Below are 15,185 nucleotides of genomic sequence, written 5' to 3' on the forward strand. Positions count from 1 at the left end.
CGGTTACATTCCGAACCCGGAAGTTAAGCTTCCCAGCGCCGATGGTACTGCACTCGGGAGGGTGTGGGAGAGTAGGTCACCGCCGGACAATCTTTAGATTGCGGAAATTGGGCTCCACGCATACGCGTGGGGCCCTTTTTCGTGTTGCGGGGCCTTGCGCGTGGCGCGTGGGGGCCCTTTTCTGCGTTGTGGGGTTTTGCGCGTTGCGCGTGTGGGGCCCTTCTTTTGCGTTCCGGGTCCTTCCGGGGCGTTCCTGGGGGTCGGGCGTGCGGAAGGGCTGTGCGGGAGGGCGGTGACGCGCTGGGGCCGTTCAGGGCTTACGGGCGGGCAGCGCGCTAAGGCTTGTTCACGGCGATGGGTTTCACGTCTTGGGCGTGGGGCCCCTTTTTTTGCGTTATGGGGTCAGGCGCCGTTTCCGGGCATTGCCGTTCCCGGGCATTTCTACGTTCCCGGGCCTCGCGCCGTTCTCGGGGCCTGGAGGGCTCGGCCCGCACGAGGCGGCCTGCTGAAGCCGCGTCGAAGGCGCTGGAGGGACGGCTTGGCGCGTGGGGGCCATTTTTGCGTTGTGGGGTTAGGGGCCGTTCCCGGGCCTCGCGCTGTTCTCGGGCCTGGAGAGTTCGGACCGCACGAGGCGGCCTGGATGCGGGCTGCCGGAGGGACGGCGACGGCGGGAGAGGGACGGTTTGGTGTGGGGGGCCGCTTTTGCGTTCCTGTGTCTTGCGGAGGTGCTCGTCGGGGGCGAGAGGTGCTTACCGGCGGCAACGGGGCAGCCCTCGGATGAGGTCCCACACCACGGGCGAGTTCGACGAGACCTCAAGCGGCTTGGACCGAGGGTGGCGCGAGCCGGAGCCGCGCGGTGTGGTTTCTGGACGGCCGCCTTTCCCGTGTGGCATGGGGAACCTCAGGTAGGCCGTCGGGATTTGCGGCTGACGTCTGAGACCGGTGATCCACGGTCTCGTCATCGTGGGTTTCCTCGTCCTCTGCAGTCTCTTCGAGCGTGCGGAGCGATGTTGTGGAGGAAATGCCCGCGACCCTGCCCTCCGGTTCGCGGCACACAGATTCAGATCGACGGGGAGTTGATGGGGGCCGGTAATGATGGAGGACCACGGGGGGTGACCATCCGACAGTCGGCCATGGGGGGCACGGGTGGGGGACCGTTCGGCAGACGGCGGGCACTGACGACACAAGCCGTCGGCCGTGCGGGCCGCGTACCGCGAGTTGCCAGCCCATTGTCGGCAAAGCCAGGCACCGAAACCGCTGATCATCAGGCGGTGGCGTGGGAGAGCGCTCCGTACGGTCAGTAGGGTTGAGGGGTGGACTTTCGTGCGGTTGAACGCGCGATCATGGAGCGAGGCGTCGAGTGGGACTTCGAGCCGACGCTGGACCGGATCGCGGCTCTCATGGACCTGCTCGGCTCGCCGCAGCAGGCATACCCTGTCGTACACATAGCGGGCACGAACGGTAAGACGAGCACGGCGCGCTTGACCGAGGCGCTGCTCAAGGAGCGCAATCTGCGCGTGGGCCGGTTCACGAGCCCACATCTCGTCTCGGTGCGCGAGCGCATCACCGTTGACGGCGAGTCGCTGAGCGAGGAGCGGTTCGCCCAGGTATATGAGGAGATCGCCCCTTACGTTGAGCTCGCCGACACGCAGGGGCGGCGGATCCAGTTCTTCGAGTTGCTCACGGCCATGGCCTTCGCCGCGTTCGCTGACACTCCGGTGGACGTGGCGGTCGTCGAGGCCGGCATGGGCGGCTCCTGGGACGCGACGAACGTCGCGGACGGCACCGTCGCCGTCGTCACTCCGATCTCGCTCGACCATACCGACCGGCTCGGGCCCGACATCCCGAGCATCGCCGGGGAGAAGGCGGGCATCATCAAGCCCGGCGCCACGGCCATACTCGCCCAGCAGCAGCTCGAGGCCGCCGAGGTGCTGATGCGCCGGGCCGTCGACGTCGGCGCGGTGGTCGCTCGCGAAGGGCTCGAGTTCGGTGTGCTCGCCCGCGAGGTGGCGATGGGCGGACAGCTGCTCACCCTGCGGGGCCTCAAGGGCGTCTACGAGGAGGTCTACCTGCCTCTCTATGGGGAGCACCAGGCGAGCAACGCGGCCTGCGCACTGGCCGCTGTGGAGGCTCTGACAGGGGGTGACGATCCGCTCGACGTGGAGCTCGTACGCCAGGCGTTCGCGGGGGCGTCTTCACCGGGCCGGTTGGAGATCCTGCGCCGCAATCCCACGGTCGTCGTCGACGCGGCGCACAACCCCGGCGGCATGCAGGCGTCGCTCGAGGGCATGCAGGAGGCGTTCGACTTCGCCAAGGTCGTGGGCGTCGTCGCGGTGATGCGTGACAAGGATGTGGCTACCCTGCTCGACCTGCTGGAGCCGATTCTCGACGAGATCGTCGTCACGCGTAACTCCTCGCCTCGGTCGATGTCGCCCGCCGAGCTGGCGGAGGTGGCCATACCGCTGTTCGGAGAGGACAGGGTGCGGGTCGTCGAACGCCTCGACGAGGCCATCGACATGGGCATCGGCATCGCCGACGCCCAGGGTGAGTTCAGCGGCACGGGTGTGCTCATCACCGGCTCGGTCGTGACGGCCGGGGACGCGCGTCACCTGCTCAAGGCGGGGAGTGTGTGATGAACTTCCAGGTCACCCCGGGCATGCGCCGGCTCGGCGCCAGCGTCCTCGGCATGGAGGCCATCGTCGCCGCGCTGATTACGCCGGTGGCGATCAACAGCGGCGTTCAGACGGCGGTGGCGGTCACTGTCGGTATCGGGCTGGCGGTCCTGTGCGTGATCGTCGCCGGGCTGCTCAAGCGGCCCTTCGCGTACGTCGCAGGCACTATCCTGCAGGTCCTGGCCATAGGCACGGGGTTCCTCGTGCCGACGATGTTCTTCCTAGGGGTGATCTTCGCGGCGCTATGGATTACCGCGATATTCGTCGCTCGCCGTGTCGAGGGCGTGACTTCCCGCTAAAGTCGGCGAACATGGCCGTCCCCCCGATCCAGCGGTCCCCGAACGCACACAGCGCGGGACCCACCGCACGCGTCAGGTTCCCATGGTTGCTCGACTCGGTGCTCGGGCTGCTCATCATCGTCGCGTTGCCACTGGCGATGCTCGCGATCCCCAACACCGTGTCCGTGGTCTCGGGTCTGCTGCCCGAGGGCTTCGACAAGCTCGCGCTCATGCGCGCGCACGGGCTGGCACTCCCGGCGATGATCCTCACGGTGCCGCTCGCCGCGGTGGCGCTGCGCCACGTCAAGGTCCCCCACATGCTGCTCGGCGGGCTCACGGTGCTCGCGCTGGCCGACGTCGCGGGCGGATTCGCGGGCTCGACGTTCCTGGTGGCGACGCTGCGCGTGCTGCACGGGATCGGCGCGGGCCTGCTCATCCCGGCCACGCTGGTCGCGGCCTGGGAGCGTTCCATGGCATTGCGGGCGATCTGGACCGGCATGCTCGCGTTCAGCCTGCTCACCGCCCAGGCGCTCGCATTGTGGCCGCTCGACCAGGTGAGCGACTGGAAGATCACGCTCCAGCCGTACCCGCTGCTGACGGGCATCGCGCTCGCGCTGGCAGCGGTCTACTTCGTCGTCTGGCTGCTGCAGGGCCAGCCGCCGATGCCGTCGCCACGGGCCGCCGAACGCAGCCGCTTGCTGCTCGCGAGCGTCCCCGCGGTGGGCATCTCGGTGGTGGCCATCAGCACCGCGAGTGAGGAGTGGGGGCCCGGCCTGGTCATCCTGCTGGCCGTGCTGGCGGTCGTCGCGCTGCTCGTGATGGCCTCCTTCGGCGGCCGTGAGGGCCGCACACTGGCGTACGTCATGGTCGCGGTCGGCATCGTGCTGCTCCCGAGCCTGGCCCAGATCACCTACGTGGAGATGCGTGGCCTCGGCGGTCCGGGCATGACCGGGCTGTGGATCCCGTTCGTGGTGGCGGGTGTGCTGGGGCTGGCCTCCGCCATCGCGGTGCGGCTGTTCGCCGGAGCGCGGTGGCTCGCGCCGATGGGGCTGCTGGCGATGGTGGTAGGTCTGTGCTCGGTGCGCGTCCTGGTGCCGGCCGCCGATGGGCTCGTGTTGGTGATCCCGTTCACTCTGCTGGCGGCAGGCGCGGCGGTGGCGCTCACGTCCGCGCTCAGTCAGTCGGGCATCGGGGCGGCGCTGTTCGGCCTGGCGCTCTGTTTTCCCGGTGTGCTGGCCGGTTATCTGCTGGCTACCGGGGTGCAGTTGATGATGCTGCGCGGGGTCACGGTGGCGCAGCAGCTGGTGGATCGGTTCGTGGGCACGTTGCATCTGTGGTCGCTGATCGGCGGGTTCCTGGTGGTCGCGGTCATCGTTCTGGCGGAGCTGCTCTCGCGGCGCGCGGCTCCGGCCGATGAAGCAGATGAAGCAGATGAGGCAGATGAAGCGGCCGAGCCGACGGGCGGTGATTCGGGGCGTTCGCCGTCATCGGCGCCTTCGCCGGATGCAGACGGTCATTCAGCGTCTTCGGTCTCTTCGGGGACTTCCACGGGTGCGGACGTGGGCGTGGAGGCGGCGGAGGGAGGTTCAGCCGCTGAGACGGCGGTCCCTACGGTGCGGAGCCGCCGGTCTGAGCGCCGCGGGTCGCCCATGGCGGTGGACGCCTTGGAGGTGCCTGCCCAGCCGGCAGCCGGGGCAGAGGATCGGCCTGCCGGGGCGATACCACGCGTCCCCGTGTCGCCCGACTCCTCCGGCGCGGCTGACCGGAATGTCGCGAGTGTGGAGGGGGTGGGTGAGGTGACCGGTCCTGTCCCACCTGTCCCGCCTCAGGCTCAATCGCCCGAGGACACCACTCCATAGCACCGACCCATCCGTAGCACCGGCCCATAGGACCACCGGGTTGCGCCGGCCCGCCGGAGCGGCCCGAGGCACGACCCATAGGACCCCGCGAAGGGCCGGTCCGTAGGATCCCGCGTGCGGCTGGCCTGTAGGACCGGTCCGTAGCACCGGCCTATAGGACCACCGCCTGGGGCTGGCCCGCCGGACCCGGTCCGTAGGTCCCCGCGTACGGCTGGCCAGTAGGACCACCGTGTGGGACCGCTCCGTAGGAGCGGGTTCTGTGGAGGGCCACCTCCCAGGCCGTTGGTCGATGGTGCGTTGCCGAGCGAGGCCTGTACAGGTGTGGCTGGCGCGAGGCGTGCCGACGTGGGCGGTGTTGATGGGGCTCGGTCGCGGGGAAACGGGGGAGCCGTCGTGGGCGGTAAGCTGAGCCGCAGCCACCTCGACGCGAGGGCCTGCGCCCCCGGGCCGATCCCCCGTGGAGCCAAGCCGGTGCATGTGGCCGCAGCCCCGAACCACACCCTGTTCGAAGGAGAACCTCAAGTGTCCGAGCGCACTCTTGTCCTGATCAAGCCCGACGGGGTGAAGCGTGGCCTCATCGGTGACGTGATCGCCCGCGTGGAGCGCAAGGGCCTGAAGGTCGCTGCGATGGACCTGCGAACTCTCGACGTCGACACCGCCAAGGCCCACTACGCCGAGCACTCCGAGCGCCCGTTCTTCGGCGAGCTCGTCGAGTTCATCACCTCGGGGCCGCTGGTCGCGCTGGTGCTGGAGGGGCCGCGCGCCGTCGAGGCGTTCCGCGCGCTGGCGGGGCTCACGGACCCGGTCAAGTCGGCGCCTGGCACGATCCGCGGCGACCACGCGCTGGAGATCGGCGAGAACATCGTCCACGGCTCCGACTCGCCCGAGTCGGCCGCGCGGGAGATCAAGATCTTCTTCCCGGACCGGTTCTAGCTCTCCCGCTTCTCCTGCTCTCTCTGACGTCTCCGCTTCTCTGACGTCTCTGAGGTGCCGAGCGCCCGCCATGATGGCGGGCGCTTTTTTTGCGCAATTTTTGCCCGGTCCACCCGGCCGTGAGTGCCAGTGTGCGGCGGGGATATGACAGGCTTTTTGCGATCTTGTACGGCAAGCCCGGTGCACCCCGCCCGCCGCACGGGGCCGGCGCCTGTCCAGGGGCACGCTCCTCCGGCGGAGGGGGCCGGGCGCCGTGACGTGCGCGCTGTGGGCCGTCTTCCGTGGATTGGGCCGGCCACGGTACAGAGGAGTTAGATCCCCAGGCGCCCGATGATCGGCCGCCGACGGCGGGTGGGTCAAAACGGTGCAAGACGGAGGCCCAATGTTGTCCTTCGCCTGCGGCGACATCGGGGCTTCCGGATGGGCTGAAGAATTTGTGGGGCACAGGGGGCTCATTGCGCGCCCTGGTGGGTAACGTCACGTTACGATTCGAATTCGATCCGTAGTCATTCGCGAACGACGTTACGGAAGGCTCCGTTCCCCATGGGCAGCAAGCTCGCGTTTCTCGGCCGTGATATGGCGGTCGACCTCGGCACCGCCAACACGCTGGTCTACGTGCGCGGCCGGGGCATCGTGCTCAATGAGCCGTCGGTCGTCGCGATCAACACTGCCACCGGGAAGATCGTCGCGGTCGGCATCGAGGCCAAACGCATGATCGGCCGGACGCCGGGCAACATCGTGGCCGTCCGGCCGCTCAAAGACGGTGTGATCGCCGATTTCGATGTCACCGAGCGGATGCTGCGCTATTTCATCCAGCGGGTGCACAAGAGGCGGCACTTCGCCAAGCCGCGCATCATCATCGCCGTGCCCAGCGGCATCACCGGGGTGGAGCAGCGGGCGGTGAAGGAGGCCGGATACCAGGCCGGGGCCCGCAAGGTCTACATCGTCGAAGAGCCGATGGCCGCGGCGATCGGCGCGGGGCTGCCGGTGCACGAGCCGACGGGCAACATGGTCGTCGACATCGGCGGCGGCACCACCGAGGTAGCCATCATCTCCATGGGCGGTGTGGTGACCAGCCAGTCCATCAGGGTCGGCGGTGACGAGCTCGACCAAGCGGTGATCACCTTCGCGAAGAAGGAGTTCTCGATCATGCTCGGCGAGCGCACCGCGGAGGAGATCAAGATGGCCATCGGCTCGGCGTGTCCCATTGGCGAGGACCTGCACGCCGAGATCCGCGGCCGTGACCTGGTGAGCGGCCTGCCGAAGACGGTCGTGGTGTCCGGCGAGGAGATCCGCAGGGCGACGGAGGAGTCGGTCAACACCATCGTCGACGCCGTCAAGGTCACGCTCGACAAGTGCCCGCCCGAGCTGTCCGGCGACCTGATGGACCGGGGCATCGCGCTCACCGGCGGGGGTGCGCTGCTCAAGGGCATGGACGAACGCATCAAGACCGAGACCGGCATGCCCGTCCACCTCGTCGAGAACCCTCTCGACTCGGTGGCGCTCGGCTCGGGCAAGTGCGTCGAGGAGTTCGAGGCGCTGCACCAGGTGCTCGTACCGGAGTCACGTCGCTGATGAGAGACTCCCGCCACGCCCGGCTGATCCTCGGAACGCTGCTCACGGTGGCGCTGGTCATCCTGACCGTCGACCACCGCGCCGGCGCGGCCTCGCCGCTGTGGCCGCTGCGCACGGCCGGTTCGTGGTTCTTCGGTACGGTCGAGCAGGTCGGCGGCTCCGTGGTCCGGCCGGTCGGCGGCTTCTTCCACGCCATCGTCAACGCCCCCGCCGCCCAGGCCGAGCTCGACCGGGTCAAAGCGGAGAACGTCAGGCTGCGGGCCGGTCTGGCCGCGGGCCGGCTCGACGCCGCGCGCGCCGCCGAGCTGAAGCGGTTGCTCGGCGTGGCGGGGCTCGGCGGCTACAAGATCGTGACCGCGAACGTGGTCGCCAGGCGCGGCCAGCCCGGCTTCGAGGACGCCATCGAGATCGACGTCGGCACCGCCGACGGCGTACGCCCCGAGATGACCGTGCTCAACGGTGAAGGGCTGGTCGGCCGGGTCATCCAGGCGTCCGCCGACAGCTCGACCGTGGTGCTGATCAGCGACCCGGGCTCGGCCGCCGGTGCCCGGCTCGAAGGCGGTCAGGAGATCGGCGTCGTGCACGGGGTGGGGGAGAACGGGCGGCTTGTGCGGTTCCGGCTGCTGGACTCGACGGCGGCGATCACTCGTGGCAGTCGCATCGTCAGCTTCGGCTCCCAGCGCGGCGCGCCGTACGTTGCCGGGGTGCCGATCGGGGTGATCGAGCGGGTGGAGGCGACGCCGGGCGAGCTGACCCGCATCGCCTACGCCAGGCCGTACGCGGATCTGACCGCGCTCGACGTGGTCGGCGTGGTGGTGGGGGCGCCGGCGAAAGACCCGAGAGACGCCGTGCTACCACCCAAGGAGGAGCCGCGATGATCGTTGGGCTGTGCGTGCTGGCGGCGGTGTTGTTGCAGGTCATGCTCATCAACCGGCTGCCGCTGCCGGCCGGGGGAGCGCCCGACGTGGTGCTGCTCGTCGTGGTGGCGATGGCGCTGCTGCGCGGGCCGGCGGCGGGGGCGATCATCGGGTTCTGCGCGGGACTACTGGTCGACATCGTGCCGCCCACGGCGCATCTGGTGGGCCAGTACGCGTTCGTGTTCGCGCTGGTCGGCTACGTGGCCGGGCGAGGCGTGGGCGGCCCGGCCACCACCGTCGTCCTGTGTGTGCTGATGGCGCCGCTGGTGTCGGCGGCGCTCGGCGGGCTGATCGCCGATCCGCGGGTGACGCTCTCGACGCTGACCGAGCAGGTGCCGGTGACCGTCGTCTACACGTTGATCCTCTCGCCGCTGGCGATCTGGCTGGTCACCCGTGAGAGGCCGCACCCGAGGTTCCCGCAATGATCAGGATGCGGACCCGGCTGGTCGTGCTGCAGGTGATCGTGATGGGTGTGCTGGCGGTGCTCAGCCTGCGGCTCTGGCAGGTGCAGGTGGTGCGGGGGCAGGAGCTGGTCACCAGGGCCACGGAGACCAGGACGCGGTCGGTGATCGTGCCGGCCGTGCGCGGGCAGATACTCGACTCCTCCGGGCGGCAGCTGGTGCGCAACCAGACCTCGCTGGTCGTCTCGGTCGACCGGACCGGGCTGATCAGGATGCCCGAGCAGGGGGTTCCGGTGCTGCGCAAGCTCAGCGAGGTGCTGGGCCAGCCGGTCAAGCAGTTGCAGAAGCGCATCACGCCGTGCGGGCCCGGGGTGACCAAGCCCTGCTGGACCGGCTCGCCGTACCAGCCGATCCCGGTGGAGGAGCGGGCCGACACCCGTCAGGCGCTGCAGATCCTGGAGCGGCAGGAGGAGTTTCCCGGCATCTCCGCCGAGATCCAGTCCGTCAGGCAGTACCCCGGAGGCAAGGCCGGCGCGCAGATGCTCGGCTACCTGCAGCCGGTCACCGAGGCCGAGTTGGCCAAGCGAGAAGGGCTGAAGGCCGCCTTCTCCGGCGTCGACCTGGTCGGGCGCGACGGTCTCGAGTACATCTACGACGACGAGCTGCGCGGCAAGGCCGGGCTGCGGCGGGTGCAGGTCGACCGGATGGGCAAGGCCATCGGAGTGGAGGAGCAGGTGGCGCCCGTCAGCGGCGACAACCTGGTCACCAGCATCGACGCCCGCGTGCAGGACCTGGCCGAGCAGGCGTTGCAGCACGCGATGAAGAACGCCCCCAAGGCGGACGGCGCCGCGGCGGTCGTGCTCGAACCGGACACCGGCCGGGTGATCGCGCTGGCCAGCATGCCCGGCTACGACCCGGCCGTCTGGGCGGGTGGGATCTCCGACCGCGGCTACCAGCGGCTGCTGTCGGACGCCACGGGCAAGCCGCTGGTGTCGCGGGCGCTGAACGGGATGTTCGCGCCCGGTTCGACGTTCAAGGTGTCGTCGGTGACGTCGATGCTGCGGGCGGGCTATCCGCTGAACGGCACGTACGACTGCCCGGGGGCGGTCATGGTCGGCGACCGGGCCTTCCACAACTTCCACGGCATCGGCCTCGGCTCCATGAACCTGCACACCGCCCTGGTCAAGTCATGCGACACGATCTTCTACCGGGCGGGCTACGACCAGTGGCTGAAGGACGGCGGGCTCAATCCGAAGAAGGCGCCGAAGGAGGTGTTCGCCAACACGGCCAAGGCGTTCGGGTTCGGCAAGCCGACGGGGATCGACCTGCCGGGCGAGTCGGCCGGGCGCATCCCGGACCGTACCTGGAAGAAGAACATGTGGGCCCAGACGAGCGGCACCAGTTGCCGGCGCGCCAAGAGCGGCTACCCGGAGGTGGCCGACAAGTCGCGGGCGGAGTTCCTCAAGCGGCTGGCCAACGAGAACTGCCTCGAAGGCTTCCTGTTGCGGGCGGGTGACTCGGCCAACTTCTCGATCGGCCAGGGCGACGTGCTGGTGACGCCGCTCCAGCTGGCCAGGGCGTACGCGGCGCTGGTGAGCGACGGGAAGCTGCGCAGCCCGCGCATCGGCTGGGCCACGGTCCGGCCCGACGGCGCGCTGGTCAGGCGGATCGACGTACCGGTGGTCGGCAAGCTGCCGCTGTCGAAGAAGGAGCGCCTCTACATCAAGGACGCGCTCAGTGACGTGCCCTCCGACGGCACCGCGGCGGGGGCGTTCGCCGGGTTCCCGATGGACAAGGTGCGGATCGGCGGAAAGACCGGCACGGCGGAGGTGTGGGGCAAGGAGGACACCTCCTGGTTCGCCTCGTTCGCACCGGCGAACGACCCGCACTTCGTCGTGGTCGTCATGGTCTCGCAGGGCGGGATGGGCGCCTCCACCGCCGCGCCCGCCGCACGTGAGATCTACGAGGGCATCTTCGGCTTCGCCAAGAACAAGCCCGCGTTGCCCGCGGGCCGGCCGGTGTCCAAGCTGCCGAAGATCTCGGCCGACGGCACGGTGGCCGATGGTAAGACGACCGATGGCGCGGTGGCGGGCGGCGCGAGCACGAGCGGCCCCGGGACAGATGGCTCCGGGACAGACGGCCCTGGGACAGACGGCGCGGGGGCAGACGACGCGGGGAAGAGCGGCGCGGAGAAACGCGGCGCGGGTACGGGCGGCGCGGGGAAACGCGGCGCGGAGACAGGTGACGCGGGGACGGGTGGCACCGTGGCGGGCGGAACAGGGGAGGACGGCATACGGAAGGACGGCAAGAGCCAGGGCACCAAGAAGGAGGGCGGCACGGAGGCGGGAGGATGATGGACCGCACGCTGATGGGCGGGCGGCGCTCGTTCGCCCGGCGGGCGGTGGGCGCGCAGTCGGCCATGTGGCGGCTCGATGGGGTGATGTTGGTCGCGGTGGCCGCGCTCTGCGTGATCGGCACGCTGCTGGTCTGGTCGTCGACCCGCACGTGGGCGCCCGGCTCCACGGGGCTGGTCAAGAAGCACATGCTCAACCTCGCCATCGGGACGCTGCTCTGCGCGGCCGTGACCGTCATCGACCATCGGGCGATGCGGGCGTACGCGGCCCTGGCGTTCATGCTCTCGCTGGTCGGCCTGGGACTGGTGATCACACCGCTGGGTGCGACGATCAACGGCTCGCACTCGTGGATCCTGCTGGGCGGCGGCTTCGCCGTGCAGCCGTCGGAGTTCGCCAAGCTCGGCCTGCTGCTCATCATCGCGATGTTGCTGGCCCAGCCCGGCGAGGGCAGTGATCGGCCGCGCGGGCTCGACGTCTGGCTGGCGCTGTTCGCCGCGCTGCTGACGATGGGGCTGGTGATGTTGCAGCCCGACCTCGGCACCACGCTCGTGCTGGCCGTGATCACGGCCGCCGGACTGGTGATCGCGGGAGTGCGCAAGAGGTGGATCATCCTGCTGACGCTGATCGCCGGAGCCGGGGTGTTCTGCGTGTTCGCGTTCGGGATGCTGGAGCCCTACCAGGTCGCGCGGTTCACCGCTTTTCTCGATCCGCGCGTCGACCCGCGCGGCGTCGGCTACAACAGCACGCAGTCGCTGATCGCCATCGGCTCGGGGCAGTTGTTCGGCAAGGGGCTCTTCGACGGCGGGCAGACGACCGGCCGGTTCGTGCCCGAGCAGCACACCGACTTCATCTTCACGGTCGCGGGGGAGGAGTTCGGGTTCCTCGGCTCGCTCACCGTGGTGCTGCTGCTCGGCGTGGTGCTGGTGCGCGGGCTGAGGATTGCCCGGCTGTGCGAGGACAGGTTCGGCACGCTCGTGGCCGGGACGATCGTGTGCTGGCTGGCGTTCCAGACCTTCGTCAACATCGGCATGACCATCGGCATCATGCCGATCACCGGGCTGCCGCTGCCGTTCGTCTCGTACGGCGGCACGGCCACGTTCGCCAATCTCATCTCGATTGGGCTTCTACAGTCGATCCGGATCCGCGAACAGTCGTTTAATTGACAGTATGTTCTTGGCCTACTGCGACGAGTGCGAGGAGCGCTTCCTCCTGCCCGCCAGCCACATCACCGCCGTGCACAACCTCGCCAGCGGGGTCATCGCCATCGAGCTGACCTGCTATGAGGGACACAAGCTGATCGTCCTCAGCGGCAACGACATCGACATCCCGGGACCTGCCACGGTCTGAGCGCCGCTAGTCTGGGTGCCATGACTGTCGAGTCGATTTTTCCCCGCCTGGAAGCGCTGCTGCCCAAGGTGCAGAAGCCCATCCAGTATGTCGGGGGTGAGCTCAACTCGACCGTGAAGGACTGGGACTCCACCGACGTGCGGTGGGCGCTGATGTATCCGGACGCCTATGAGGTCGGGCTGCCCAACCAGGGTGTCGCGATCCTCTACGAGATCCTCAACGAGCTGCCCGCCACGCTGGCCGAGCGGACCTACGCCGTCTGGCCCGACCTCGAGGCGCTCATGCGTGCGGAGGGCATCCCGCAGTTCACCGTGGACGCCCATCGGCCGGTGCGCGCCTTCGACGTGCTGGGCCTGTCGTTCTCCACCGAGCTCGGCTACACCAACATGCTGACCGCGCTCGACCTCGCCGGCATCCCGCTGCTGGCGGTGGAGCGCGGCGACAACGACCCGATCGTGCTGGCGGGCGGTCACGCGGCCTTCAACCCCGAGCCGATCGCCGACTTCCTCGACGCCGCCGTGCTCGGCGACGGCGAGCAGATCGCGATCGCCATCTCCGAGGTCATCCGCGAGTGGAAGGGCGAGGGCAGCCCCGGCGGGCGCGACGAGCTGCTCATGCGGCTGGCCGAGTCCGGCGGCGTCTACGTGCCGAAGTTCTACGACGTCGACTACCACCCCGACGGCCGCATCACGCGGGTCGCGCCCAACAGGCCCGACGTGCCGTGGCGGGTGCACAAGCACACGGTCATGGACCTCGACGAGTGGCCCTATCCGAAGAAGCCGCTGGTGCCGCTGGCCGAGACCGTGCACGAGCGGTTCAGCGTGGAGATCTTCCGCGGCTGCACGCGCGGCTGCCGCTTCTGCCAGGCGGGGATGATCACCCGTCCGGTCCGCGAGCGGTCGATCACGACGATCGGCGCCATGGTCGAGAACGGCATCAAGGAGTCCGGCTTCAACGAGGTCGGTCTGCTGTCGCTGTCGTCCGCCGACCACTCCGAGATCGGCGAGGTGGCCAAGGGCCTGGCCGACCGCTACGAAGGCACCAACACCTCGCTGTCGCTGCCCTCGACCCGCGTCGACGCGTTCAACATCGACCTGGCCAACGAGTTCTCCCGCAACGGCCGGCGCTCCGGCCTGACCTTCGCCCCGGAGGGCGGGTCCGAGCGCATGCGCAGGGTGATCAACAAGATGGTCACCGAGGAAGACCTGATCCGCACGGTCACCACCGCCTACTCCCAGGGCTGGCGGCAGGTGAAGCTCTACTTCATGTGCGGGCTGCCCACCGAGACCGACGAGGACGTGCTCGGCATCGCCGACCTGGCCAAGAAGGTCATCAAGGCGGGCCGCGAGATCACCGGCTCGCGCGACATCCGCTGTACGGTCTCCATCGGCGGATTCGTGCCCAAGCCGCACACGCCGTTCCAGTGGGCGAGCCAGGCCGACCACGAGACCGTCGACCGGCGGCTCAAGGCGCTGCGTGACTCGCTGCGTGGCGACAAGAATTACGGCCGGGCCATCGGCTTCCGCTACCACGACGGCAAGCCGTCGATCGTGGAGGGCCTGCTTTCGCGCGGTGACCGCCGGGTCGGCGCGGTGATCCGGGCCGTCTGGGAGGACGGCGGGCGCTTCGACGGGTGGAGCGAGCACTTCTCCTACGAGCGCTGGATGGCCGCGGCCGAGAAGGCCGGCGTCGACGTCGACTGGTATACCGTGCGCGAGCGCGAGGAGAATGAGGTTCTGCCCTGGGACCACCTCGACGCCGGGCTCGACCGCGAATGGCTCTGGCAGGACTGGCAGGAGGCCGTGTCCGGGACCGAGGTCGAGGACTGCCGCTGGACCCCGTGCTACGACTGCGGCGTCTGCCCGACCATGGGGACGGAGATCCAGATCGGCCCGACGGGTAAGAAACTTCTTCCTCTCACGGTGGTCTAGCCGCGCTGAGTGCGCGGCCCGTACCTCGCCGTACATGATCTGGGACGTTGAGTCTCCGGAGCGGCATATCCTGAGACGAAGGAAACACTTACACGGGAAGGACGACCAGCTCTGAAACCTGTTCCCGATGGGCCCCCGCCCGCGCCTACGGTGCAGCGCCTGCGTGTGCGCTACGCCAAGCGCGGACGTCTGCGCTTCACCAGCCACCGCGACATCTCGCGGGCCGTCGAGAGAGCGGTCCGCCGTGCCGGCATTCCGGTGGCCTTCAGTGCGGGCTTCTCACCCCATCCGAAGATCTCCTATGCGGGCGCGGCACCGACCGGCGTCGCCAGCGAGGCCGAATACCTCGAGATCGGCGTCACGAAACCGTGCGAACCCGGACGGATCCGTGCCGACCTGGACGGCTCTCTGCCGCCCGGTCTCGACGTGCTCGACGTCGTGGAGGCCACCGTTGGTGGGCTGGCCGACCGCTTGGAGGCATCTGAGTGGGATGTGCGGTTGCCCGGCGCCGACTGGGAGCTCGCGGAGACGGCGGTGGCGAAATTCCTCGCCGCCGAGACCGTGGAGGTCGAACGCCTCACCAAGAAGGGGCCCCGACGCTTCGACGCCCGGGAGGCGGTGCTGAGGCTCGAGGTTCCCGAGGGAGCAGACAGAACCGCAGCTCAGGTGCCAGGACAGTCGTGTGTCATACTGCGCATGGTTGTTCGGCACGTGATTCCTGCCGTACGACCCGACGATGTGCTCACAGGGCTGCGCCTTGTGGCCGACTTCGCGCCGCCGGTTCCCCCCGAGGTGACCAGGCTGGCGCAGGGGCCGCTCGACGCCAGCACCGGTGCGCTTGCCGATCCGCTCGGCCTGGACCGCGACACTACGCGCGGCGGCGAGGCGGTTTCGGCGGGTGAGCAGGTCGACGGTTAA

12 protein-coding genes and 1 rRNA gene are annotated in these 15,185 nt (G+C 69.2%); all 13 read left to right on the plus strand.

The window, feature by feature from the left end; genetic code table 11:
- Nucleotides 1–88 (plus strand): 5S ribosomal RNA (rrf, locus tag AB0L53_RS17950); the annotation flags it as partial.
- A 1,255-nt stretch (nt 89–1,343) separates the two neighbouring features.
- Complete coding sequence (locus AB0L53_RS17955) at nt 1,344–2,633, plus strand: folylpolyglutamate synthase/dihydrofolate synthase family protein (protein WP_357941452.1); 1,290 nt, start codon at nt 1,344–1,346, stop codon at nt 2,631–2,633.
- Nucleotides 2,633–2,971 carry a DUF4233 domain-containing protein gene (locus AB0L53_RS17960; protein ID WP_357648052.1) on the plus strand — a complete coding sequence of 113 codons (339 nt, stop codon included), beginning with the start codon at nt 2,633–2,635 and terminating at the stop codon, nt 2,969–2,971. The genes AB0L53_RS17955 and AB0L53_RS17960 overlap by 1 nt, the downstream gene beginning before the upstream one ends.
- An 11-nt stretch (nt 2,972–2,982) precedes the next feature.
- Nucleotides 2,983–4,809 (plus strand): hypothetical protein, encoded by a 1,827-nt coding sequence (locus tag AB0L53_RS17965; protein ID WP_363994595.1) that lies wholly within the window; start codon nt 2,983–2,985, stop codon nt 4,807–4,809.
- 522 nt (nt 4,810–5,331) lie between these two features.
- On the plus strand, nt 5,332–5,742 hold the full coding sequence (gene ndk / locus AB0L53_RS17970; RefSeq protein ID WP_214642928.1) for a nucleoside-diphosphate kinase: 411 nt from the start codon (nt 5,332–5,334) through the stop codon (nt 5,740–5,742).
- Between the two features lie 543 nt (nt 5,743–6,285).
- A complete protein-coding gene (locus AB0L53_RS17975; RefSeq protein ID WP_363994598.1) occupies nt 6,286–7,317 on the plus strand; it encodes a rod shape-determining protein in 1,032 nt (343 codons plus the stop codon).
- On the plus strand, nt 7,317–8,195 hold the full coding sequence (gene mreC, locus AB0L53_RS17980) for a rod shape-determining protein MreC (RefSeq protein ID WP_363994601.1): 879 nt from the start codon (nt 7,317–7,319) through the stop codon (nt 8,193–8,195). Before AB0L53_RS17975 ends, mreC begins: the two co-directional genes overlap by 1 nt.
- On the plus strand, nt 8,192–8,659 hold the full coding sequence (mreD, locus tag AB0L53_RS17985; protein ID WP_357939781.1) for a rod shape-determining protein MreD: 468 nt from the start codon (nt 8,192–8,194) through the stop codon (nt 8,657–8,659). The genes mreC and mreD overlap by 4 nt, the downstream gene beginning before the upstream one ends.
- The gene (gene mrdA / locus AB0L53_RS17990) at nt 8,656–10,989 is read left to right on the plus strand and encodes a penicillin-binding protein 2 (protein WP_363994604.1); all 2,334 of its coding nucleotides are present in this window, start codon (nt 8,656–8,658) and stop codon (nt 10,987–10,989) included. The genes mreD and mrdA overlap by 4 nt, the downstream gene beginning before the upstream one ends.
- Nucleotides 10,986–12,152, plus strand: a complete 1,167-nt coding sequence (rodA, locus tag AB0L53_RS17995; RefSeq protein ID WP_363994607.1) for a rod shape-determining protein RodA — start codon at nt 10,986–10,988, stop codon at nt 12,150–12,152. Before mrdA ends, rodA begins: the two co-directional genes overlap by 4 nt.
- Before the next feature lie 4 nt (nt 12,153–12,156).
- Nucleotides 12,157–12,336 (plus strand): hypothetical protein, encoded by a 180-nt coding sequence (locus tag AB0L53_RS18000; RefSeq protein WP_357648066.1) that lies wholly within the window; start codon nt 12,157–12,159, stop codon nt 12,334–12,336.
- Nucleotides 12,337–12,356: 20 nt separating this feature from the next.
- Nucleotides 12,357–14,267, plus strand: a complete 1,911-nt coding sequence (locus tag AB0L53_RS18005) for a TIGR03960 family B12-binding radical SAM protein (RefSeq protein WP_363994610.1) — start codon at nt 12,357–12,359, stop codon at nt 14,265–14,267.
- 165 nt (nt 14,268–14,432) lie between these two features.
- Nucleotides 14,433–15,185, plus strand: a complete 753-nt coding sequence (locus AB0L53_RS18010; protein WP_358557328.1) for a TIGR03936 family radical SAM-associated protein — start codon at nt 14,433–14,435, stop codon at nt 15,183–15,185.

The organism is Nonomuraea sp. NPDC052129 (assembly GCF_040680095.1).
Lineage (GTDB): Bacteria > Actinomycetota > Actinomycetes > Streptosporangiales > Streptosporangiaceae > Nonomuraea.